Consider the following 20,992-nt stretch of genomic DNA (forward strand, 5'->3'; position numbering starts at 1 on the left):
TGGGGTGGTCTTCGCCGGGCAGGTTGTCGATCGCCATCTGCGCAGCTTCGCACTCTCGATGCTCACGCTGACCTTGGCGCTGATGATCACGTCTCTGGTCTTCACGGTAAATTCCTGGGTCGGCATCGCGGTGATGCTGCTCTGGGGGCTGTCCTTCGGGGGCATGCCGACCGTCATCCAGTCGGGCGTAAGCCGGATCGTGCGCGAGGAATCAGAGCTGGGCACGGCAATGATTGCCACGATCTACAACGTCGGGATCTTCGCGGGCTCCGCCCTGGGCGGTACGGCCTTGGCCATTGCGGGGCTGTCGAGCCTTTTCTGGATCGTCGGCGCAACGATGGCTCTCAGCATCGCCGTGGTTTATTTCAGCCGTCGCAACGGCTTTCCGACAACCAAGTCTTAAGCCTTGATTATTTTTACGGCTCTGATGGTGTAACCGCCCCCGACGGCATCACTGCGCCGGGGTGGGATCGCAACAATACAACTTGGGATGCGGTCAGGTCGGAGATTATCACGGTCGGACTCGATCTGGCGAGAAACATTTTTCAGGTGCATGGAGCCGACGGCAGGGGCCTGGCGGTCTTACGCAAGAAACTGCGGCGCGTGCAGGTTCTGGAGTTTTTAGGCTAGCTGCCGCCTTGCGTCGTCGCGATGCAAGCCTGCGGCGGGGCTCACTTTTGAGGGCGCGAAATCGGTAAGCTGGGCCACGAGGTTCGGCTGGCTTTGAGCGCCGTGTTCATGCGCTGACCGTCACGGGGTATGATCTGCCGCCGGGATGCGTCGCGGGCTATTATCCCGAGCTCAACCCGCTTGTGCCGCTCGGCTACCATGAAAAGAACTCCCAGACGCCTGCTTTCAAGGGCACTCCGGTGGAGGTCGTGGCATGACCTTGCAGACCGCCGACTTCACCCACGCAGCGCTCTATCCCCTGGTATGCGAGGTGCCGGTGGCGCTCGTCTGCAACGCGGTGACGCTGGGCGTGATGATGGCCAGCCCAACCGATCTGGAGGATTTCGCCCGCGGCTTTGCCCTGACCGAGGGCGTGATCCGTGACAGCGCCGAGCTGCGCGAAATCGAGATCGTGCATCACGCCAAGGGGTTTGAGGCGCGCCTCTGGCTCACGCCCGCCGCCAACGCCCGCGCCGCGTCGGCGCTCGATGATCGGCCCCGTCGGCTGCGGACTTTGCGGCATCGACAGTCTGGACAAGGTCGAACGGACGCTGCCCGCCCTCCCCTCCTCCACCCTGCGCCTGACACTGCAGGAGCCTGCGCCGCTCCTGACTTGCTCCGCGCCCACCAGCCCGAGCATGACCGCACCCACGGTTGCCACGCTGCGGGTTTCTATGTGCCGGATCAGGGACCCAAGGCGGCAGCCGCGGTATCGTCTGTGGATCGTCAAATTGGTCGGGCTGGGCAAATGTCATGCTTTGACGCTACATCAGTTCGGCGCTTTGGACCAGAAAATACCAACCAACCGCCTCGTGCTCGTGTGTCACATCATGTCCAATAAGTTTACATTATCGGACATTATCGGCGCAGCGTCCCGGCATGTCGGGACATGCACAAAGAACACGCTCAAACACATAGGACGGGCCTTCCGGTGATGCAGACACCGGGAGAGACCCATCTTAAGACGCGCCCCTGAACCTGCAGTCCTTTGTGGCGGACACTGACGTGCGCGACAAGTTGGTTGACACCGCCCGGGCTGTGCGCGGGCCGCTACCTCGGACCAAACGGTCATGACCTATGCCAAGGACTGAACGCTTCACCCGCCTGTGCCGGATGAAATGCACAGCCCCCTGCCCTTGTCACAGGAGATGATCGGCCTCTATATCGCCGATTTTGCGGCGCTCACGGGCAAGACCCCTGCCCTGCCGGTGTTGAGGATCAAGCGCCGCCTGTCCGGTCTCACCAGGAATTTCAAGCCGCACTGGCTGCCGCTGGATCGCTAGAACCACCACATCGCGACCATTCTGGCCGGGATCAAGCGCCGCCACGGCAGCCCGCCGGTGCAGAAAGAGGCGATCCTGCTGCTGGGCTATGCCAGAGGCCTGCGCCGGTCCGAGATTGTCAGTAGATGTGCACAATGGCAACTCACCGGACTCCGGCGGCTGGATCGAGATCCTGGAGGGCGGTGCTCTGCTGATCCTGAACGCCAAGACCGGCTGGCGCGAGGTCGAGATTGGGCGCGGATCATCCGCCACACCTGCCCGTTTCATGCCCTGCAGCAATGGCTGCACTTTGTCAGGATCGACTTTAGTCCCGTCTTTGTGGGCAGCTCGCGCGACTGAAAACGCGGGCTAGCAGCCCTGTTGGACGAAAAACTTGTGGCGCGGTTGATCAGGTTCTGCGTGCCGGATGCGGGTATTCGCGGCGATCTGCCCGCGAAGGATCGCGTCGCCCTCTTCTCAGGTCACAGTCTGCGCGCGGGGCCGACGAGCAGCGCAGAGGTGGACGAACGCAATGGCCAGAAGCAGCTTGGCCACGCCAGCGCTGAGATGACCCGCCGCTGCCAGCGCCGCCGCGACCGGTTCCGCGTGAACCTGACCACGGCCGCAAGGCTGTGACTCCCCTGCCCTACCGCAGAACCTTGCGCCTAAAATGGATTTTCCAACGCAGCACCGGTCGGTGCAAAATCACTGATATTCCCGGTCACAACGACGGCACCATGGCGTAGCGCCGATGCCGCGATCATCAAATCAGCAGCATTATGGCCAATCTCAGCCGAGAGCCGTCCCCAGATGCGCGCATCCTCTGCCTCAAAAGCAAGCAGCCGGTCCGAAAATAATAGGACGGTCCGATCAAGCCAGCTGCGGAGATCGTTTGCAAAGGCGGCATCGCGATGCTCCTGCTGGAGAATGCCGCGCTCGATTTCACCCAGTGTGATAACGCTCAGGAAAAGGTCCTGCTCGGCCTTGCCACGCAACCACGCCGCCACCTGAGGCGCACGGTCCGGTCGGCGGACAGACGAAATGACGTTGGTGTCGAGAATATACATCAAAAGCTTACGTCACGCGGCTCAGCTAGGGCGCGCGGGATATCCCCACCGGGAAATGACATCAAATGCTCTGCAAAACTCTCGCGCGCCTTCACAGCTCCATCAACCAGCCTGTGGTAGTCTTCCGCAGACAGGATGACGACCGCAGGTTTGCCACGACGGGTGACTTCTTGCGGTGTCCCCGCCAGCGCAGCCTCAACAACCGCACTGAACTTGTTTTTCGCGTCTTGAACTGTCCACATCGCCCACACCTAGCTAGCTATCAGGCTAGACATATGGTGGATTGACTCACTTATGTCAAGGCGAGGCAAAGTCAAAAGCTTCAGCTTGTTAAATTTGGAAGAAAAATCTTCGCTCGCAACCTTCAATCTAAAGTCGTCCAGCTACGTTATGCGAGACAGTAAATGGCCCAATTTCCATGCCTCTGATAGGCTATGCCCGCCACTTCACCGAAGATCACAGCCAGCCTGCCCCAGCCGCAGGCCCTGATGAAATTCGCAGGCTGCGCCGAGATCCACGAGGAACAGGCCCCGGGCGGCAACAGCACGCGACAAGCGCTGGCGCAGATCGGCAAGGGTGACACGCTGGTTGCGGTCTGCATCGACCGTCTAGCACGGTCGCTATTGCACCTGTTCGAGGTGGTCGAGCGGTTGGATAACAAGGATGCCTTCTTCGGGTCATTGAAGGATCTGATCGACAAGGCATCACTGTAAGGCAAGGTCACGCTGCAGGTTCTGGGTGCTGCAGCCGAGTTCGAGCGTGCCGCCATCCGGGAACGGACCAACGCAGGGCATGCCAGCGTTCGCGCCAAAGGTTGCGCCGCCGCGCACCTCCCGCGCTTCGCAAGGTGCGGCTGGCGCTACAGTACGGCTACACTTTTGCTTCCGGCGGCCGCAGGCGGAGTAAAGTGGTCAACCTTACGTTAGGAGATTGTCGAAGATATGCCACCAGCCGGGTCTGTGACGCAGGATACCGATCGAAAGTTGGCCGCGGCCAACTTTCCGTCAATGCAGATCAGTTTGGGGCGCAAGAAGACCATTGATGATGAGGCAGACATCTTTGTTTACCTGACAGGCGAAGCAGTCCTATGGTTGAAAGACTGAAACACACAGTATGGCATCATGAACTCGCCCATTTCCCGGACCGTTGATGGGTGCAGAAATATCGCCGCGCAGGCATTGTCCCCTCGAGGTGAATCTGATTGTAAAGAAACCCATCGAAAAGATTAATGAAGACCCTGTTGATTGCAGTGTTCATGGACTGCGCTGAGGATATTTTAAAACGGCAGGCTTGGATACAATCCATTTGGGATCCGCCATGGTGCAGTCGAGTCATCGCAGTGGCCCGCATGCAATGGCGTACCTTAACGAAAAGGTCGCGTTTAGACAAATGCAGCCTAATCCCTCGATCCTCGAGAACCATGGCATGAAGTTGGCCGCGGCCAACTTCGGTGGGATTGCGGCGATCCGGCCCACTGTCACGTGGCGATGTCTAGGACAAACACAGCAGCGATCTGTTGGCTGCATCATTCTCAGGTATAGCTTCTCATATCGGGTTTGCACGTTTGGCTGAGTCTCGTGCCCGTCCTCAGCAAGCGTCCAAAATAACTTGTGGGGTCGGCAATGTTTGCAACACGTGCAGCGATTTCATCTTCGGCTTCAAGTGCAGCTCGCCAGCCTTTCGATGCGATGCCACCTCTCAAAACATCTGGGGCAATTCTCAGCATTTTTCCGAACTCATATACGATTTGAAGAGCGTGATGATCTGATCGTGGTATATCGGGGTAGAAACTCCGAATATGCGTCAGTGTTTGCCAGAGATTCGTCAGTGATTGGTGCGTTGTTTTTTTTGTATATGATTTTGGAGGTTCTTTGTGCCGGTCATTTCGTCCGTCTGTGGCGGACGCCTCATGCGGCTCTGCGTTGTGTTTTTGCGCTAGGCAGGAGGCTTCAACCGGGGTGTTGACCGCGGTTCTGTTCGAGGTTTGAGCCGGGCTGCTTACGGCACGGTAGTCAGCGATGATGCCTTTTAGTTTAGAGATGATGGCGCGGGCTTCGATGACCGTCGTCGTGGCACGACGCAGAACATTGCGGATGCTGTCGAGAAAATTCGTGACCTCGGTGTCGACGTCGAGGCGGAGACAGGCCATCCGGAGCGACTGGATGCAGGACCGCATCCCGCGCAGCTCGACCGCGTGGTCACGGCGTTGTTGCGCCAAGTCCATGATTTCCTCTGACCGCGCCAGAAGAGGTGACAGGTCGATACCGAAGGCGCCAATCACCTTGCCACATCGTTGAATTGGAAATCGTTTCCCGTTGGCGCTGTCTTTCCGTGCGATCAGGCCAACATCTTCAAGTGTTTCCAGATGCCGGCGCAACTGGCGGTCGGTGATACCTTTCGCCCTGAAGCACAGGGTGGTGTTGGCTGCGTAGATTGTCAGAAGCGTTAGCGGCGTAATTGGACTGTCAATACCCGTTTTGGGATCCTTGCACGGCAAGCAGCTCAACAGCGCGTCTATGACGACAACCGATGCGGGGCGCAAACCAAGATCTTTCGCGGCGGTATTGACCGCGGCCAACAACTCACGGCGCCTGACAGGATGAAAATACGGCTGCTGCGCAACTGTTCCCACACCATCAAATGCGGTGTGTTCGTCTACGGCACAAATCGAGTGTGCCTCGGCTTCAAAAGCCGTTTCTGGGTGTTGGTACATACATTTTCAGACGACAAAAAGATACCGGTCACCGAAATGGGTGTTGCAGCGTTGAAAATTTGGGGGTACCAATGAATTGCAGTAAATCGGGACCCTCTGGAGTGCTTAACCGCCTTCGGGGGGTTTCTTTTTGTGTGGTGCCTGCCTCCTCTAACTAGGTTTCTTGTTCGTTTCGTGAAGTTGGCCGTGGTCAACTAAATGAAAACAATGGGTTATGGGTTGAACCTCCGCACGTTCACTGTTTTTCAGCCTTCCAGGCCGCATATAGCTTTTCAAGATTGTCCTCGACGAAGCCAATGAAGCCGTGTTCCTTTTTATCCGATATTTCAATCGTGAGGCGACGCCCCTTCGCCATGCACGCGACCGGTGTGTCACCGATCTTTCGCTGCGGGGCAGGGGGGGAAGCCTGCGAGGGCGCCGCATGTTCCGATGCCTGCATGTCTTTGATGATCGCCGCGATCTTCTCGGCGCCTGATCCTACAGCGGGAAGAAGCGCCATCGCTTCCTCATCGGTCGGTCGACCTTCCAGGCCGAAAAGACGGCGGAGTTCCAACCACTGCCTGCGGCCGACGTCGTGGGCTGCGCCGATGCCGTATATGACATCCTGCGGAACATCCTTGGCAACGCCAATGAGTTTGCTCAACGTCCCCTTGTCCACGGCCAACACGTCGCAGATCTCGGCGCGCGTAAACCCCTGGTCTTCAAGTTTGACGGAGAAGATGGCCTGCTCGATGAAGCTGCGTTCAAGGCGGGCTGAATTCTCGAGGGCTTGGGATACCAGCGCTTCGCGCGGATCCATTTCCTTGATGAAGGCTTTGACTTGAATGCCGAGCCTGCGGCACGCCGCAATACGGCGACGACCATAGACGACTTCGTAGCGCGGTCCTGCCCCGCGGCGGTATCTGAGAAGGGCAGGGAGCTGCTGGCCGGATGTCTGGATGGATTCGACCAAGGCGTCGAGTTCGACGCTAACATCGAAGCGGTCGGCGATGTCGGAGTCGGCAATGTCGTTTACATTGACGTCCTGCGCCGACTGTGAAGAAACCTGAGCCAGAACATCCGACATGCTTTTTAGCGCGCGCGGAGCACCCTCATCCGTTCCGGACGCCTCAGGGGCAGCGGCAGTCTTGGACCCCATCTGCGCAAGGCTGCGTGACAGCAGATCACGTTTCATTGCTATCTCCTCGTCCCCATGAGTTCTGGATCATGATTTCAATGTCGTTGGAAAACCCGATAACGGATTCCAATGCGCGTTCGTATGTCTTGCGGTTCTTGACGGCCGACAGATCAACTTCGAAGATCGTCTTCTGGGAGAGGCCGGCCTCACTGACAGCAGAGGACTTGACGAAAGGCGTTTTGATGACACTGTCGCCTAAAAGCTCCCGCATCCATTCTGACAGGTCTTGCTGCGTGCTGATGGCCGTATCGAACCGCGTCAGGAGATAGGCGAAGTTGTCGTATGCGCCGATTCCGCCATTCGTGTGAAGCACTTCGAGAACGCCTGAGGCCATCGTTAGGAACTGGCTTGCAGATGCCAGATCGACGCGCTCGGGAATGATGGTCATCAGAAGTGAGGTCGACGCGCACACCGCCGACATTGTCAGGTATCCGAGTTGCGGAGGACAGTCGATCAGAACGATATCGTAATCGTCTTCAACCTGCCGTAGCGAGTCCCGGATCCGATTGAAGAACACAGGCTGCTCGCCGCGGCTAAGGGCCATCGGCGTCTCTGTCTCGAACTCCGACAGCATGATGCCGCCAGGAACGATATCGAGATTGGGGAAATAGGTTTTTTTGAGCACATCAACGATCGGGATGCGCACGCTGTCACCGTCATTGTAGCGAATTGCGTCGTAGAGAGTGCCACCCTTCCTGAAATCGATCTCCGGCTGATAGCCGAAGAACGTGGTCAGGGACGCTTGCGGATCACTGTCGAGCAAAAGTACACGATACCCCCGCATGGCTAGCCGCATCCCGAGGCTTATTGTTGTGGTGGTCTTGCTTGAACCGCCTTTGAAATTCACGGTGGACCAGATTTGAAGCTTGTCTCCGGGCCGCCGGCCCGGGAGGAACTGGAGAGGATCCTTCGCGTTCTGCGCCAAGATGTGCCGGATCTCGATGATGTTCTCTGCCGTGTAAAGACGCTTGTTGTTCGCCCCCTGCTCGACCTCTGGAATGCGACCATCAAAATGCGCTTTGCGAAGGTACCCGTCACTTACCCGCAGCAACTCTGCCACTTCAGGCGTTGCAAAGCTCCGGAGGGTCTTTTCCTCTTTGGGGGCTAGGAACAGCTTCGACATGTGTTCCAAAGCTTCGGAAAGGCGCTCTGCGTCTTTGCGCAACTTATCGTGCAGCACTGAATGCATTATCGTCGGCCCCGCTCAAAGTGTCCCGACCGGCGTTACTGAACTACAAAGTGTCTCGCTAGAGACCAGAAACGCGGAGGACTTATTATTGTGTCGTATTGCGTTACAGCTATGACTGCCCACCTTGATGAACTCAAGAAAAATTTACGCCCCGATGCTGCTCCTCTTGAAAAAAAACAGCCCGAACCTGCTATTTATCTTCATGCAGTGCATCAGACCTGTATCTCAGCATCCTGATTTCATTTAATAATTCTATCCACAAGTTGTCCACAGGCGCCGTTTCTTCGATATCCTGAACCTTGACTTGAGTGTCCGCGTGAACACGCAAGTAACGCGTTTGGCGACGGATTGGGACGAAACGGGTTCTGGATTGTGGTCACAACGATTCTCCGCTTCACCGGGAGGATCTGCTCAATTCCGACGACTACAGGCGCTTTTGCGTTACGCAAGCGCACGCATGTCGAGATGGCCCCGTAAGAATTATCTTCTTTTTCACATGAGTGTTGATTACGTTCAGATCTTTCCTCAGGCAATCGTTGGTGCTTTACGTCACAACTGCCTTGCGTCACTTCAATGTGTAGCCTCCATCTGCGAGAAGGTCGCTGCCGGTGATGAAGCCCGCTTCGTCCGAGACTAGGAACAGCGCGGCGTCGGCAATCTCGCGCGGAGTTCCGAGCCGCCCGATCGGATGCCGGGGGGCGTGCTGTTCAAAGGCGGCCTCCTCGCTTCCCGCGCGCCTGATCAGGCGATCTGTCATCACCGCACCGGGTGAAATGCTTACCGCGCGGATGCCTTCTTCTGCGTGGTCGAGTGCCAGCGTGCGGGTGAGGGACAGAAGGCCCGCCTTGCTGGCCGAGTAGGCGGCATGGCCGCGTGCGGTGACATGACCAAGCTGAGAGGCGATATTGAGGATGACGCCCTTCTGCTTACGCAGATGGGGAATTCCGGCGCGGCAGAGCAGATAGGCACCGGTCAAGTTGACGTCGAGGATCCGACGCCAGATCTCGACGGGCAACTCACAAACGGTAGCGTTATGCGCTTCGGCGGCCGCATTGTTGACCAGAATATCGATCCGTCCGAATGTCTGTGCGACCGCCTCGACCATATCCTCCACCGCTTCAGGATCAGTGACGTCGCAAGTGTGAGCAAGCACCTGCTCTGCAGGAAAACAGTCCGTAGAGGCTCGTGCAAGATCCACGAGGCAGACGCGCGCACCCGCTTCGCAGAAGCGTTGCGCAATCGCATGGCCGATATCGCCCCCCCCTCCGGTCACGATGGCCACGCGCTCTTCGAGCCGTCCTGGTGTCTTCATGTCTCGGTCCTTTCCTGCTGCCTATCTGCGAGCACGATCCTTTCTACCTCTGCCCTGAAAGGCAAGGACGGACACGGCTCTCCGGCTCTCAGAACCGCAGGATAAGGGCCACAGCGTGCGGCTCAGTTCAGGGGCAGCCTAGTGACTTTCACATATTCTTCGATAAAGCTTTCCGCGATCAGTGACAGTTTCTGGCCCTTCAATTGTGTGGCGACAAGTGGGAGGTACTGCTCCGTCTCGATGGGGTGCACAGTCACGAGATCCGTGTTCGCTGATCGGGCTGTATGGCCATCCACCAGCGCAATGCCCTCTGTCGCCTCTGCCACGCGCAGCGCCATCGAGATGTATCTGACCTCCACGAAGGGCTCGACGCTGCGCACCGACGACGGCAGGACTGAGTCGATGATCCTGCCGATCTCGGAATGTTTCGGATAAGAGATGAGTTTCTTTCCGACTAGATCCCCAGGCCGGATGGTCGTGCGTTTCGACAGCGCGTCATTTTTGGGCACGACGCAGTAAATTGGCAGCTTTGCGAGCAATGTGGAAATGAGAGAAGGATGTTCGAGCGGGGTAATCGTCAGGCCGAATTCCGTCATTTCAGCGAGGATCATAGCGATTATTCGCTCGTTCGACGGGCTGTCCAGCTTCAGCGTCACATCGGGCCGATCGAGGTGGAAGCGGCGTATTGCCTCATGGATGCACCCATTGGTCAGGCTGGGGCTGCAGACAAAGTTCAGCTGCCCGCGGGCACCTCGCCGAAGCTGCTCGGAAAATGTGTCAAGCGATTGTAAAGCCAAGAAAAAGATCTTCGATTTCTCATAGATCAACTGGGCTTCGCGCGTCGGGACAAGCCGCCGGGACCGGCGGTCGAACAGCTCCAGACCAATCTGCGATTCAAGCAGGCGCAACTGGTTGGAGACTGCCGGTTGCGAGATTCGGAGCAGCTCGGCAGCTGCAGAAGTCGATCCAGTCTCCATCACGGCCCGGAAGATTTCAAGGTAGCGGACGTTCACTCACATAACCTCAGCTTATATAGACCCGATTATATTTAATTGGAAATTCTCTGAACGGAAAGAAATCAATCAGGCCAGAGATGCGGGAAACACATCCCGAGGCATGACGACTGACCGCAGGACGGTGAAATCCAGAAGACGGAATCAAGACCGGTTTTAAGGCTCACGTCGTGTGCGGTGTGCCAAAGCATTGCGCAGCTTTGCGCGAACAGACGTACACATTCTAAAATATCTGCAGGAGTCATGGGGTTGAGCGGTATCAAGACTTGCAGTCAAAACCGAAAACAGACCCTTGATCGGATCATGACGGCTCTCGCAGTAACCAGAAACCAAGAAACAGAAACGGAAGACCGACAGTGAGAAAATCCTCCACATTCATCACCGCGGCGCTGCTGAGCGCCTTTTCTCTAGCCTCCGCGGCACATGCTGCGGACGTGACCATCAAGGTCCTCGGGTTCTGGGGCAACCAGCCACAGATCGACGATGTCGACCGTCCCATGTGGGAAAGCATCGAAGCGGAATCCGACGGTCGCATCGAGATTCAGTACCTGACCCTGAATGAGGCGGGCCTGAAAGGCGATCAGGCATTGCGATTCCTCAAGCGTGGCACCTTCGACATCATGACGATCAGCCCGGCCTATGTCAGCGGCGACGAGCCCTCGCTGGTCGCCGTCGACCTGCCGGGCATTGCCTATGACTACGAAACCCTGCGCAAGATTTCGGACGCATATCGCCCGACCATGGCCGAGCGGCTCGAACGGTTCGATGGCGTTTTTCTGACCCACTGGCCGTTCAACCCCCAGATCGTCTGGTGCAACGAACCTGTCAGCAGCATCACCGACCTCAAGGGCCGCAAAGTGCGCGTGTCGGGTGCCCCTGCGGCAGATACGCTTGACCAGCTGGGCGCAACGGCGGTCAACCTGACCGGCGGCGAGGTCTATCAGGCGTTGCAGCGCGGTCTGGTCAATTGCGGCTCGACGGGAAGCACTTATGGTTACAGCACAAAGTGGCACGAAGTCGCGAACCACCTCTACAACTTTCCGCTGGGCAGCTACAGCCAAGTTGTGCAGGTGGCGAACAAGACGTTCTGGAACAAGCTTTCGACCGAGGATCAGCAGATGATCATGGCCAAGATGAAAGAAGCCGAGGACAAGCTATGGGCGATGGCACCGGATGTGCACAAGCAGGGCGTCGACTGCGCGACAGGCCGAGCCGAATGCACCCTCGGCGGTGAGCCCGGCCACATGACCTTCACCGAAGTGTCAGAAGCCGACAAGGATGTCCTTGCCGAGATCGTTAAAAACACGATCATCCCGAAGTGGAAGGAAAGCTGCACGCCGATCTTCCCTGAATGCGCCACGCGCTTTGATGAAACTATCGGCAAGGTGATCGCGTCGCAATAATTCGACCACCGGGAAACAGGCTTCGACAAAACAACCATGAAACGTATCATACCAAACGCAGAGGCGGCTCTCAGGGCCGTCTCGTATGGCGCCTGCATAGTTGGGGGCTGGCTCGTAATCCTGCTCTCCTTTGCAATTTGCGTCGAAGTCTTCCTGAGGAAGGTGTTCAACGAATCCCTGCAGGGGGTAGATGAATATGGCGGTTATGCGCTTGCGACCACGGCCTCGCTGGGGCTCGCTTATTGTTTCTATGAACATGCGCATATCCGGATCGACCTTGTGGTGCGCAAGCTGCCCAAGATGCTGGGTCGGGTCTTTGCCGTCTTCGCGGTCGCAGCGTTCGGTACCGTCATCGGTTTGCTCGCAATTGAAGCGGTGAGGCTGACCGAGGAATCCTATATGTTTGGCGCATTCTCGAACACGCCACTGCGTACACCGATCTATTATCCGCAGGCGGTCTGGGCGGCGGGGCTTTGCCTCTTTTTTGTCGCCATCGCCCTGCGCCTGCTCCGTTTGCTGCAGGCTGCGATGCAAAGGGATTCGGACTCCATCGGCGACATGTTGGGTGAGGCTGAATCAGATGACGGCCACGAAGCAACCCGGCTGCAGGGGATCGAATAATGGAAGTCGCACTGCTTTTCGTCGGCGGCCTGCTCGCCCTGCTGATGCTGGGACTGCATGTCGCTAGCGCCCTGATCCTGCTCGCGTTCGGCGCGGACCAGATCCTGAGCAACGGTCTGCTCTTGTCCTCGCTCGGCTCGATCGCCTGGGACAAGATGAACGACTTCACACTTGTCGCGATCCCGCTCTTCGTGATGCTGGGCGAAATCCTGATCCGCGGCGGCGTCGCGGACAAGCTATATTCGGCCCTGTCGGTCTGGATGAGCCGACTGCCCGGCGGATTGCTGCACACCAACATCTACGCCAGCACTGTCTTTGCCGCGACCTCGGGTTCCAGCGTCGCCACCGCAGCGACCATCGGCACATTGGCGATACCGGAGCTCGAGGCGCGCGGCTACAACAGGCCGATGATCTATGGCTCGCTCGCATCGGGCGGTACTCTGGGCGTGCTTATCCCTCCGAGCATCCTGATGATCGTCTACGGCACCCTGGCCGAGTTGTCGGTCAGCAAACTGTTCATCGCGGCGATCATTCCTGGGCTGCTGCTGGCGGGGATGATGTCCCTGACAATCGTGATCGTTTCCGTGTTCATCGCGCCGCCGAAGGTCAGGACGGAGGACGTACCCTTTGCGCAAAAGCTGCGCATGCTCGGGCAGGTCTTCCCGATCTTCGTGGTCTTCTTCGTCGTAATGGGCAGCATCTATGGCGGGCTCGCCACCCCGACTGAAGCCGCCGCTCTCGGCATCGTGGCTGCCCTCGGCCTTGCCGCGATCAACCGCAAGCTGTCGATCCCGATGCTCCATCAGGCCTTTGCCGCGGCCTTCCGCACCACGTCGATGATCATGCTTATCATCGTCTCGGCCTTCTGCCTCAACTTCATCATCTCGCTGCTCGGCCTGCCGCAGGATGCCTCGCGCGCCATCGCCGATGCCGGGCTCAGCCCCTATGCGCTGATCTGGCTGCTGGTGCTGTTCTACGCGATCCTCGGCTGCTTTCTTGAGGCCGTAGCAATGATGGTGACCACGGTCGGCATTGTCGTACCGATCGTCATCACCGCCGGCTTCGATCCGCTCTGGTTCGGGGTCTTCCTTACGATCCTGATGGAGTTGTCGTTGATCACCCCGCCTGTCGGGCTGAACCTCTACGTGATCCAGAACCTGCGTCCGAAGGACTCCAACATAAACGATGTCTTTCTCGGCATCACCCCCTTTGTTCTGGCCTTCCTCGCGTTCATCACCCTGATCATCTACGTGCCGGACCTCGTCCTCTGGCTACCCACAAGCATGAGTGACTAGACCCCATGACAAAACCCGAATGGCGTTCCTATGCACATGACGACATCGCGCCCAAGGACCGCTACAAGCTGATGAGCGGGGCCATCGTGCCGCGCCCCATCGCTCTTGTGACCACCATATCGCCCGAGGGTATCCTGAACGCGGCGCCGATTTCCTTCTTCAACTGCCTCTCGGCGGATCCGGGCATACTCGCACTCGGGGTCGAGACGAAAGAGGATGGATCGATCAAGGACACCGCCGCCAACATCCGGCGTACCGGTGAATTCACAGTGAACATGGTGAGCGCAGCGATGTTCAACGCAATGCGCATCTGTTCGCAGACCTTGCCACCTGAAGAAGATGAAATCGCCCTGTCTGGCCTGACGCCCCTGCCCTCGATCTCTGTCGCGCCACCCCGGCTCGAGGAATCGCCAGTGGCATTCGAGTGCGAGCATCACACCACGCTGGAAACTTCGGCCTCGCGCCAGATCGTTCTTGGCAAGGTGAAGCATATCCATTTCCGCGCGGACGTAATCGACACCGAAAAGGCGTATATCCATCAGGACAGGATGAACCTTATCGGGCGGATGAGCGGGCCGGGCTATGTGCGCCTGAACGATATTTTCACCGAACTGGAAGGCTGAGCCCGTGAAAGAAATGCCGCGATGACCATCCTGCTCACCGGGGCCGGTGGCTTTCTGGGTCTGAACATCGTCGAAGCCCTGCTGGAGCAGGGTCTTGACTGCGTCGCGCTGAACGACAGGGCGCTGCCGACGGATTTTTGCGACAGGTCCGGGCTGATCTGTGAGGTCGCTGATGTGCGCGACCGCAGCGCCATGGCCGAAGTGCTGCGGCGCCACGGCATCCGGAGCGTCATCCACGCGGCCGCTGTCACCCTTGCGCCGGGCAGTGCGCTGACCACGGTCGAGAGGGCCTTCGACGTCAATATGGTGTCGACCGCGATCCTGCTGGAAGAGGTCCGCAAGGCCGGGATCGCGCGCTTCGTCTATCCCAGTTCCACAGCGGTCTACGGGGCCGCACTCTTCGAGGACGCGCCTGTAACCGAAGCGACGCCACCGCGCCCCGCTTCGGTCTATGGATATACCAAGCTCGCAAGCGAGCGGCTGGTGGCCGAAACGGCCGGACATTTCGGCCTCTCCTGCGTGCGTGCACGGATCACTGCCTTGTTCGGTCCGCACGAGCGCGAGACGGGGACTCGCGACCTCATGAGCCTGCCCTTCCAGATGGCGCGCGCCGCACAGTCGGATAAGGAAGTGATCTTACCGGAAGGGCTGCGGCGCGACTGGACCAGCAGCCGGGATGTGGCTGCCGCCCTCGTGCTGCTCGCGATCGCACCCAAGCTGCCCTCGGACCTCTACAATCTTGGCCTTGGCGCATCCTGGTACCCTGTCCTGCTGGCCCGGCAGCTTTCTGAAAATCATCCGCGCTGGCACCACGGCATAGGCCGCGCGGATGGCAGCGATTGCAGGCTGATCCTGCATGATGATCCGACACGCACACGCCAGCCTCTCGTCGCCACAAAGTTTGAGCAGGATTTTGATTTCCGCTTTCGCTCGCCAGAGGCGGCCTGCCGCGACTATGCTCAATGGCTGAAGACCCCTACAGCGCCACCGACACAGGATATTCCCGACCATGCAACGTGACTTCATCGGATACGGCCCAAACCCGCCCGACCCGCGCTGGCCGGGCGGCGCGCGGATCGCCGTGAACATCGTCGTGAATTACGAGGAGGGTTCCGAAGAGAGCTATCCCGATGGCGACGGCCTGTCCGAGGGCGGCCTCACAGAAGGCGGTGGCGGCTCGTTTTCCAGCCGTGATCTTGGCGCCGAGTCGATGTTCGAATATGGCAGCCGCGTCGGCGTCTGGCGCCTGTTTCGCTTACTGCGAGAGGCCGATGTCCCTGCGACCATCTTTGGATGCGCGCAGGCGCTCAAGCGCAACCCGCAGGTCGCCGATACCATCCGGCAGAACCACTGGGACGTCTGCGCCCATGGCGACCGCTGGTTGCGGCATCAGTCCTTCGACGAGACCGAGGAGCGACAGGCCATCTCGCAGGCCTTTGAAGTGATCGGCGGCCTATGCGGCGACACTCCGGCGGGCTGGTACTGCCGTTACGCACCGTCCGAGAGAACCCGCAGCCTGATCGTGGAACATGGCGGGTTCTTGTATGATTCAGACAGTTATGCCGACGAGCTGCCCTACTGGACGAAGGTCGACGGTCAAGATCATCTGGTCATACCCTACAGCCTTGCGCAGAACGACGGCAAATTCGCCCGCGGAAACGTGGCGACGGCGGGTCAGTTCTACGAAATTCTGCGGGACAGTTTCGACATACTTTACGAAGAGGGCGAAACGCACCCGAAGATGATGAGCGTCGGATTGCACTGCCGCCTGATGGGTCATCCCGGCCGCGCGCTGGCGCTGCGGCAATTCCTTTCCCACATCCAGTCCCTGCCAAATGTCTGGATATGTCGGCGTGTCGACATCGCCCGGCACTGGATGTCAGAGCATCCGCCGGAGCCTGAATGACTGCGCCCAGCTGCGCCGGAACAGGCCTTTCTTGAAGCGTTCAATAACAATGACAGGAACGCAATGCCTAGGGTCCTTGCCGCAAATTGGATCACAGAAACGGAGTTCGCGCCTTTCGGAACGGTGCTGCGGCATCCCGGTGGTGCCGGGCGCCATTACCTAGATGCATCCATTAAAGACATGCTGGCGCAGGTAAGCCCCCGTCTTTGGATCAACCATCTCTCCACCAATTCGCAGGACATCCAGCTCGAGCAAATCGAGCGTCACCCGCACAGTGCGCAGAGCTTTCTTCCCATGGCGTCGGTGACCCTGCTGACAGCAGTCTGTCCGACGCTTGGTGATGGTCGGCCCGACATCGGCGCGCTGCAGATCTTCCTGCTGCCACCGGGAACCGGCATCATGTACCGGCGCGGCACGTGGCATCATGGCCTGATCAGCCTAGACGGGGCGTGCGACGTCGCCGTCCTGATGGGGCAGTGCGAGGGTGGGCAGGATACCGAGCTTCACTCTCTGCCCGAGCCCGTCCATATCCCCCGCCACGCGCTTCGCTGAAACCGGACGTGTTTCAGAGGCAGGCAGCCCGAGCAAGTCCCGCCGCTGCCGCGACTGGGTCGATCACCGGCACGCCGATGGCCTCTTCAATCCGGGGACGCTGCGGCGCAAAGCTCGCGCATCCCAGCACGATCGCCTCAGCTCCCATCCGCACCAGTGCGCGCCCGGCCTCGCAGCTCTTGTCGAACGTGTCGGCGCAGTGGCCGACATCTTCTGCCGAAGCGCCGCCAAGATCCAGAGAGGCGACGAACCGCGACATCACACCGGATTGGCACATTCTCAGACGGTGCCGACCACGGGATTTGTCCGAAAGCGCTATGATCCTGAACAGATCTGCACGCGACAGAGCGGCCAGGATACCGGTCTGCTGAAGCCCGATCACCGGACGCGATGTGAGACTGCGCATCACCTCGACCCCTGTATCCGAAAAGCAAGCCACCACATATGCCGCAGCGTCTGGCCTGTCCTGCAGCAATCGCGCCAGACTTGTCGCGGCTTCGGCGACATGTAGATCGGTGGCGATGGTGGCCGGCCCGTCGGGCAGGCAGACGCTTTCGAACCCGCTAGGCCATGCAGGGGCAAAAGGCCCCAGCGCTTCAGCGATGCCTTGCGTCACCTCTTCCGACGAATTTGGATTGATGAAGAGTATAGGTCCCAGCATCACTTGGCCCTTTGCTTGCGGCTCATGCCTGCCCGGTTCCAAGGAACGGCACCGGCCTGCCGCCGGGCGTCCCCTGCAATTCGTCGTCGCGCATGACGGTACGGCCGCGCAGGATGGTCATGCGCGGCCAGCCCTTGCACAGGTGGCCGTCGAACGGAGTCCACCCGCAGGGTGCTGCGATCCAGCTGTCCTCGATGCGGCGCTCGTGCTGCATGTCGACGATCGTGAAATCCGCATCATAACCCGCGGCAATCCGCCCCTTCGTCGGCACACCGTAGACCCGGGCTGGGCCTGCGGACATGAGGTCGACCAGCCGCGATAGTGACAGCCGCCCCGCGCTCGCGTGATCGAGCATGATTGGTACGAGAGTCTGCACGCCCGTGAGGCCCGCAGCGGTGTCCGGCCAAGGATGTTCTTTGGCGGCGCGCGAATGGGGCGCGTGGTCCGAACCGATCACGTCGACGGAACCGTCAGCAATTGCCTTCCAGGCTGCCTCTCGGTGGCGTTCGGACCGGATCGGCGGGTTCATAACGGCATAGCCGCCGAGCCTGTCATAGGCCTCGTCCGACTGGGTCAGATGGTTCACGAGCAGTTCGACCGTCGCGATGTCGCGGCAGACGCGCAGATAATCCAACTCTTCGGCGGTCGAGACATGCAGGATGTGCACCGGGCGCCCGACTTTGCGCGCCAGAGCGACGATGCGCTGTGTCCCCAGCATGGCGCATTCCACATCCCGCCAGTCCTGGTGCAGCCGGTGTGGATCGCCAGAGGTGTAGAGCGCCTTGCGTTCCTGAACTCTGTATTCATCCTCGGCGTGAAAGCAGATACGACGACGCCCGTTGCGCAGCGCTTTTTCGATCGACTCATCGTCCGGAACCAACAGATGCCCCTTTGCTCCTCCGGCAAAGAGCTTGACCGCGCAGACATTCGCCTGCTGCTCGAGTGCTTCCAGTTCGTTGAGGTTGGGCTGACCCGCCGCGACATAAAAACCTATGTCGCACCAGGATTGGGCTTTGGCCTGTTCACGCTTGGCGTCGAGATCGGCCGCGGTGAACAGCGGCGGCGCGGTGTTGGGCATGTCAAAAATACTGCAGAGCCCGCCGAGCACGGCCCCCTTTGTGGCGGTTTCCAGTGTCTCGACCAGAGGGTCGCCGGGATCGCGCGCATGGACATGCGGGTCAATCAGCCCAGGCAGCACGTGCAGTCCGCTGCACTCGATCACTTCGTCCCCCAGCGCGGAGTCAAAGCTGCCCAAGCCTGCGATCCGGCCATCACGCACGGCAATATCAGTTATGAGGACACCCCAAGGCAGAACGCAGGTGCCATTCTTCAAAAGCAAATCATATTCGGCCAAGCATCTCTCCGTTTCGGCAGGATCTTGTTTGGGTGGCAGACCGGGCGGTTCTTATTCCACCCCGACCTGATCGATCAGGCGCCGGTAATGTTCGGGTCGGCGGTGAGCGGCAAAGTTGAACATCTTGGTCTTGCCCTGCAGGCAGGCATCGAGATCGCATTCCGCGACCACGATCTCATCGTCGAGGCTTTCCGTCTGCGCCACGATGCGCCCGTCGGGGTCGATGATGCAGGAGCCGCCGATCAGGCCGGATCCGTCCTCGTCGCCCGCCTTGGCCACGCTCACCGCCCAAGTGGCATTCATATATGCGTTGCCTTGCGCCACGAGGCTGGAATGGAAGGTGCGCAGACCGGCATCCTCCGTCGCGCCGCCATTGGGATCGTAGGCCGCAGAGTTGTAGCCCATCACCATCAGTTCGACCCCTTGCAAACCATAGGCGCGCCAAGCCTCGGGCCAGCGGCGGTCATTGCAAATCAGCATGCCCATCCGCGGCGTGTTCCAGGATTCCGCACCCTCGAAGGCCGGAAACCCCAGATCACCATATTCGAAATAGCGCTTTTCCAGCTGCTGGTATGTCTGTCCGGGCTTCGGCTCGACCGACCCCGGCAGATGCACCTTGCGGTATTTTCCCAGGATCGTCCCATCCGGCCCGACGGTCACGGCCGCATTGAAACGCTCGCCCTCAGGCGTGAGTTCGGCATAGCCGATGTAGAAGCCGACCGAAAGTTCCCGCGCGCGATCGAAAAGCGGCTGGACGTGAGAGTTGGGCATGCCTCGTTCATAGTAGATTTCGAGGGCGTCCCCATCTAGAAGCCAGCGCGGAAAGAACGTCGTGAAGGCCAGTTCGGGAAAGACGACAAGCTGCGCGCCCTTGCCTGCAGCCTCTTCAAGCAGGGCAAGTAGGCGGGCCAGCGTGGCTTCACGCGTATCTTGTTTCTGCGTCGGGCCCATCTGCGCGGCGGCCACTCTTATGATCCTCGACAAAGTCTTCGCTCCTTGCATGTTTGCGGTTCGTGACCGCTCGACGGTCTTCCTTGCTCTGAAATACCTGCAGCGCATTGGCACCGCAATAATTCAGCTTATTATGTTTTGGCAAAATCTATTCACAACATGAATGCCATGCTCAGTCTCAGACATATCGAAATCCTGCGCGCCGTCATCCTGTGCCCAACCACCTCAGCCGCCGCGCGGCAACTTGGAATGTCGCAACCGGCTGTTTCCAATGCTATCCGGAAAATCGAAAATACGCTGGAATTTCAATTATTTGAAAGATTCAGAAACCGTCTATTCCCGCTAGATGCGGCGAAGATCCTGTTCAAGGATTCCGAACCGATGATCGTCGTCCAGCGCGCCCTGAAGGAGCGGATCCACGACCTCAGGACGGACAAGCACAGCTGCCTGCGGATCTTCTCGACCGGGCCGCCCGGTCTCGGGGTTCTGCCGCGGGTGCTGAAAAAATTCGTATCAATTCATCCCCCCATGTCGCTCCACCTTTTCCAGCGGTTGAGAGGGAACTTAAAGTAGAGATGAAGAAGATCCAGACACGACGCTGATCTGACAGGCGTCCAATATTTCACGGGCATAGGCCTTGGCCACGCTACGGCGCAATGGGAAGCTGTTAATCAGGGCAGGAGACAAGGTATGAATCGCACTTGGCTTGCGCTTGACAGACAAGACCAGGCCGCTGTCGGGACCTCCTACTGGGCGCGTGATGATCCGGCCAGGAACGTAGCCGTTATATTTCTCCTCCATGTGTTTGACCGTAACGCTGATGGTCAGTTGTTCGAGGAGCCAGTCGGGTTTCGCCATCACCTCACATCTGTGTCATGAGGCCGAGCGAAATGAACTTCGCCACGGGGAAGAGAAAACACCCGATCCGCTTTTAAGTCAGTAATCAGATGATCGACTTCTTCCGGGCGACATATCGCGACGCAGCTCTCCATGGTGAGCTTGTCCGAGTGCCAGAGCATGATGCAACTTTTTGAGCACCGTATCATCCTAAAAGCGACTCCGGCCTCGCGCAGTTCATAGTCGGTCGCGCCACACGTCAGATGGAAGCCAACTGGAGAAATCACGGCAAAATCCGCAAGAAATTGTTCCACTTCGGAAAGTTTGAGTTCGCCGTATGTTGTCGGAACCTCAGCATGCGGTTTTTCACCAAGCAACATCAACGCG

General features: G+C 58.9%; 22 protein-coding genes and 3 pseudogenes. 13 read left to right on the forward strand and 12 right to left on the reverse strand.

The features are described 5' to 3' along the window. The 4 genes and pseudogenes from P775_RS22270 to P775_RS30010 all read left to right on the forward strand — a co-directional run. Positions 1 to 403, forward strand: a 403-nt coding sequence (locus P775_RS22270; protein ID WP_143520970.1) for an MFS transporter, incomplete at its 5' end; no start/stop codon positions are given. Between the two features lie 104 nt (positions 404 to 507). Beyond that, positions 508 to 678, forward strand: a pseudogene (locus P775_RS22275) (IS110 family transposase); the annotation flags it as partial. A 205-nt stretch (positions 679 to 883) separates the two neighbouring features. Continuing rightward, positions 884 to 1,510 carry a formate dehydrogenase accessory sulfurtransferase FdhD gene (locus P775_RS22280; protein ID WP_099913048.1) on the forward strand — a complete coding sequence of 209 codons (627 nt, stop codon included), beginning with the start codon at positions 884 to 886 and terminating at the stop codon, positions 1,508 to 1,510. 131 nt (positions 1,511 to 1,641) lie between these two features. Continuing rightward, positions 1,642 to 2,567 (forward strand): annotated as a pseudogene (locus tag P775_RS30010) (site-specific integrase). 29 nt (positions 2,568 to 2,596) lie between these two features. Here P775_RS30010 and P775_RS22290 read toward each other — a convergent pair. Together P775_RS22290 and P775_RS22295 are read right to left on the reverse strand one after the other, a co-directional pair. Further along, positions 2,597 to 2,998, reverse strand: a complete 402-nt coding sequence (locus tag P775_RS22290; protein ID WP_099913049.1) for a type II toxin-antitoxin system VapC family toxin — start codon at positions 2,996 to 2,998, stop codon at positions 2,597 to 2,599. Beyond that, positions 2,998 to 3,240 carry a type II toxin-antitoxin system Phd/YefM family antitoxin gene (locus P775_RS22295; protein WP_099913050.1) on the reverse strand — a complete coding sequence of 81 codons (243 nt, stop codon included), beginning with the start codon at positions 3,238 to 3,240 and terminating at the stop codon, positions 2,998 to 3,000. Before P775_RS22295 ends, P775_RS22290 begins: the two co-directional genes overlap by 1 nt. Before the next feature lie 176 nt (positions 3,241 to 3,416). Between P775_RS22295 and P775_RS22300 the strand changes: the two are divergent. Then, positions 3,417 to 3,872 (forward strand): annotated as a pseudogene (locus P775_RS22300) (recombinase family protein); the annotation flags it as partial. Between the two features lie 657 nt (positions 3,873 to 4,529). Here P775_RS22300 and P775_RS22305 read toward each other — a convergent pair. The 5 genes from P775_RS22305 to P775_RS22325 form a co-directional block, all read right to left on the reverse strand. Continuing rightward, a complete protein-coding gene (locus tag P775_RS22305) occupies positions 4,530 to 5,711 on the reverse strand; it encodes a helix-turn-helix domain-containing protein (protein ID WP_099913051.1) in 1,182 nt (393 codons plus the stop codon). 235 nt (positions 5,712 to 5,946) lie between these two features. Continuing rightward, positions 5,947 to 6,885, reverse strand: coding sequence for a plasmid partitioning protein RepB (gene repB / locus P775_RS22310; RefSeq protein WP_099913052.1), 939 nt, complete (start codon positions 6,883 to 6,885; stop codon positions 5,947 to 5,949). Beyond that, entirely contained in the window at positions 6,875 to 8,077 is a 1,203-nt protein-coding gene (repA, locus tag P775_RS22315; RefSeq protein ID WP_099913053.1) for a plasmid partitioning protein RepA, read from the reverse strand. The genes repB and repA overlap by 11 nt, the downstream gene beginning before the upstream one ends. A gap of 565 nt (positions 8,078 to 8,642) precedes the next feature. Beyond that, complete coding sequence (locus P775_RS22320; protein ID WP_099913054.1) at positions 8,643 to 9,389, reverse strand: SDR family NAD(P)-dependent oxidoreductase; 747 nt, start codon at positions 9,387 to 9,389, stop codon at positions 8,643 to 8,645. A 122-nt stretch (positions 9,390 to 9,511) separates the two neighbouring features. Next, positions 9,512 to 10,402, reverse strand: coding sequence for a LysR family transcriptional regulator (locus tag P775_RS22325; RefSeq protein ID WP_099913055.1), 891 nt, complete (start codon positions 10,400 to 10,402; stop codon positions 9,512 to 9,514). A gap of 356 nt (positions 10,403 to 10,758) precedes the next feature. Here P775_RS22325 and P775_RS22330 point away from each other — a divergent pair, with 356 nt between their 5' ends. The 7 genes from P775_RS22330 (at position 10,759) to P775_RS22360 (ending at position 16,802) form a co-directional block, all read left to right on the forward strand. Continuing rightward, positions 10,759 to 11,805, forward strand: a complete 1,047-nt coding sequence (locus tag P775_RS22330; RefSeq protein ID WP_099913056.1) for a TRAP transporter substrate-binding protein — start codon at positions 10,759 to 10,761, stop codon at positions 11,803 to 11,805. A gap of 36 nt (positions 11,806 to 11,841) precedes the next feature. Then, positions 11,842 to 12,426 carry a TRAP transporter small permease subunit gene (locus tag P775_RS22335; protein WP_099913057.1) on the forward strand — a complete coding sequence of 195 codons (585 nt, stop codon included), beginning with the start codon at positions 11,842 to 11,844 and terminating at the stop codon, positions 12,424 to 12,426. Then, positions 12,426 to 13,721 (forward strand): TRAP transporter large permease, encoded by a 1,296-nt coding sequence (locus P775_RS22340; RefSeq protein ID WP_099913058.1) that lies wholly within the window; start codon positions 12,426 to 12,428, stop codon positions 13,719 to 13,721. The genes P775_RS22335 and P775_RS22340 overlap by 1 nt, the downstream gene beginning before the upstream one ends. A 5-nt stretch (positions 13,722 to 13,726) precedes the next feature. Beyond that, complete coding sequence (locus tag P775_RS22345; protein ID WP_099913059.1) at positions 13,727 to 14,344, forward strand: flavin reductase family protein; 618 nt, start codon at positions 13,727 to 13,729, stop codon at positions 14,342 to 14,344. A gap of 21 nt (positions 14,345 to 14,365) precedes the next feature. Beyond that, entirely contained in the window at positions 14,366 to 15,364 is a 999-nt protein-coding gene (locus P775_RS22350) for an NAD-dependent epimerase/dehydratase family protein (protein WP_099913060.1), read from the forward strand. Continuing rightward, entirely contained in the window at positions 15,354 to 16,250 is an 897-nt protein-coding gene (locus P775_RS22355) for a polysaccharide deacetylase family protein (protein ID WP_099913061.1), read from the forward strand. Before P775_RS22350 ends, P775_RS22355 begins: the two co-directional genes overlap by 11 nt. Before the next feature lie 63 nt (positions 16,251 to 16,313). Then, positions 16,314 to 16,802, forward strand: a complete 489-nt coding sequence (locus P775_RS22360) for an ureidoglycolate lyase (protein ID WP_099913062.1) — start codon at positions 16,314 to 16,316, stop codon at positions 16,800 to 16,802. A gap of 13 nt (positions 16,803 to 16,815) precedes the next feature. Here P775_RS22360 and P775_RS22365 read toward each other — a convergent pair whose 3' ends face one another. From P775_RS22365 to P775_RS22375, 3 genes are read right to left on the reverse strand one after another with little or no spacing between them, the layout of a single operon-like run. Further along, entirely contained in the window at positions 16,816 to 17,463 is a 648-nt protein-coding gene (locus P775_RS22365) for an aspartate/glutamate racemase family protein (protein WP_099913063.1), read from the reverse strand. 22 nt (positions 17,464 to 17,485) lie between these two features. After that, on the reverse strand, positions 17,486 to 18,817 hold the full coding sequence (locus P775_RS22370; RefSeq protein ID WP_099913064.1) for a dihydroorotase: 1,332 nt from the start codon (positions 18,815 to 18,817) through the stop codon (positions 17,486 to 17,488). Between the two features lie 51 nt (positions 18,818 to 18,868). Further along, a complete protein-coding gene (locus P775_RS22375) occupies positions 18,869 to 19,783 on the reverse strand; it encodes a nitrilase-related carbon-nitrogen hydrolase (RefSeq protein ID WP_342749683.1) in 915 nt (304 codons plus the stop codon). Positions 19,784 to 19,927: 144 nt separating this feature from the next. Here P775_RS22375 and P775_RS22380 point away from each other — a divergent pair, with 144 nt between their 5' ends. Beyond that, positions 19,928 to 20,341, forward strand: a complete 414-nt coding sequence (locus P775_RS22380) for a LysR family transcriptional regulator (RefSeq protein WP_099913066.1) — start codon at positions 19,928 to 19,930, stop codon at positions 20,339 to 20,341. On the opposite strand, the gene P775_RS22385 is transcribed toward P775_RS22380, so the two are convergent. Both P775_RS22385 and P775_RS22390 read right to left on the reverse strand, forming a co-directional pair. After that, positions 20,333 to 20,626, reverse strand: coding sequence for a hypothetical protein (locus P775_RS22385; protein ID WP_099913067.1), 294 nt, complete (start codon positions 20,624 to 20,626; stop codon positions 20,333 to 20,335). The two genes, P775_RS22380 and P775_RS22385, sit on opposite strands and share 9 nt — an antisense overlap. After that, positions 20,626 to 20,985, reverse strand: coding sequence for a DeoR/GlpR family DNA-binding transcription regulator (locus P775_RS22390; protein ID WP_099913068.1), 360 nt, complete (start codon positions 20,983 to 20,985; stop codon positions 20,626 to 20,628). Before P775_RS22390 ends, P775_RS22385 begins: the two co-directional genes overlap by 1 nt. Between the last annotated feature and the right edge of the window lie 7 nt (positions 20,986 to 20,992).

Source organism: Puniceibacterium antarcticum (assembly GCF_002760615.1).
Classification (GTDB): Bacteria; Pseudomonadota; Alphaproteobacteria; order Rhodobacterales; family Rhodobacteraceae; genus Puniceibacterium; species Puniceibacterium antarcticum.

Excerpts from the sequence above, each read along its gene's own strand:
- P775_RS22280 (WP_099913048.1), top strand. The coding sequence starts at position 884 with ATGACCTTGCAGACCGCCGACTTCACCCACGCAGCGCTCTATCCCCTG.
- P775_RS22290 (WP_099913049.1), bottom strand. The coding sequence starts at position 2,998 with ATGTATATTCTCGACACCAACGTCATTTCGTCTGTCCGCCGACCGGAC.
- P775_RS22295 (WP_099913050.1), bottom strand. The coding sequence starts at position 3,240 with ATGTGGACAGTTCAAGACGCGAAAAACAAGTTCAGTGCGGTTGTTGAG.
- P775_RS22305 (WP_099913051.1), bottom strand. The coding sequence starts at position 5,711 with ATGTACCAACACCCAGAAACGGCTTTTGAAGCCGAGGCACACTCGATT.
- repB (WP_099913052.1), bottom strand. The coding sequence starts at position 6,885 with ATGAAACGTGATCTGCTGTCACGCAGCCTTGCGCAGATGGGGTCCAAG.
- repA (WP_099913053.1), bottom strand. The coding sequence starts at position 8,077 with ATGCATTCAGTGCTGCACGATAAGTTGCGCAAAGACGCAGAGCGCCTT.
- P775_RS22320 (WP_099913054.1), bottom strand. The coding sequence starts at position 9,389 with ATGAAGACACCAGGACGGCTCGAAGAGCGCGTGGCCATCGTGACCGGA.
- P775_RS22335 (WP_099913057.1), top strand. The coding sequence starts at position 11,842 with ATGAAACGTATCATACCAAACGCAGAGGCGGCTCTCAGGGCCGTCTCG.
- P775_RS22340 (WP_099913058.1), top strand. The coding sequence starts at position 12,426 with ATGGAAGTCGCACTGCTTTTCGTCGGCGGCCTGCTCGCCCTGCTGATG.
- P775_RS22345 (WP_099913059.1), top strand. The coding sequence starts at position 13,727 with ATGACAAAACCCGAATGGCGTTCCTATGCACATGACGACATCGCGCCC.
- P775_RS22350 (WP_099913060.1), top strand. The coding sequence starts at position 14,366 with ATGACCATCCTGCTCACCGGGGCCGGTGGCTTTCTGGGTCTGAACATC.
- P775_RS22355 (WP_099913061.1), top strand. The coding sequence starts at position 15,354 with ATGCAACGTGACTTCATCGGATACGGCCCAAACCCGCCCGACCCGCGC.
- P775_RS22360 (WP_099913062.1), top strand. The coding sequence starts at position 16,314 with ATGCCTAGGGTCCTTGCCGCAAATTGGATCACAGAAACGGAGTTCGCG.
- P775_RS22365 (WP_099913063.1), bottom strand. The coding sequence starts at position 17,463 with ATGCTGGGACCTATACTCTTCATCAATCCAAATTCGTCGGAAGAGGTG.
- P775_RS22380 (WP_099913066.1), top strand. The coding sequence starts at position 19,928 with ATGAATGCCATGCTCAGTCTCAGACATATCGAAATCCTGCGCGCCGTC.
- P775_RS22385 (WP_099913067.1), bottom strand. The coding sequence starts at position 20,626 with ATGGCGAAACCCGACTGGCTCCTCGAACAACTGACCATCAGCGTTACG.
- P775_RS22390 (WP_099913068.1), bottom strand. The coding sequence starts at position 20,985 with ATGTTGCTTGGTGAAAAACCGCATGCTGAGGTTCCGACAACATACGGC.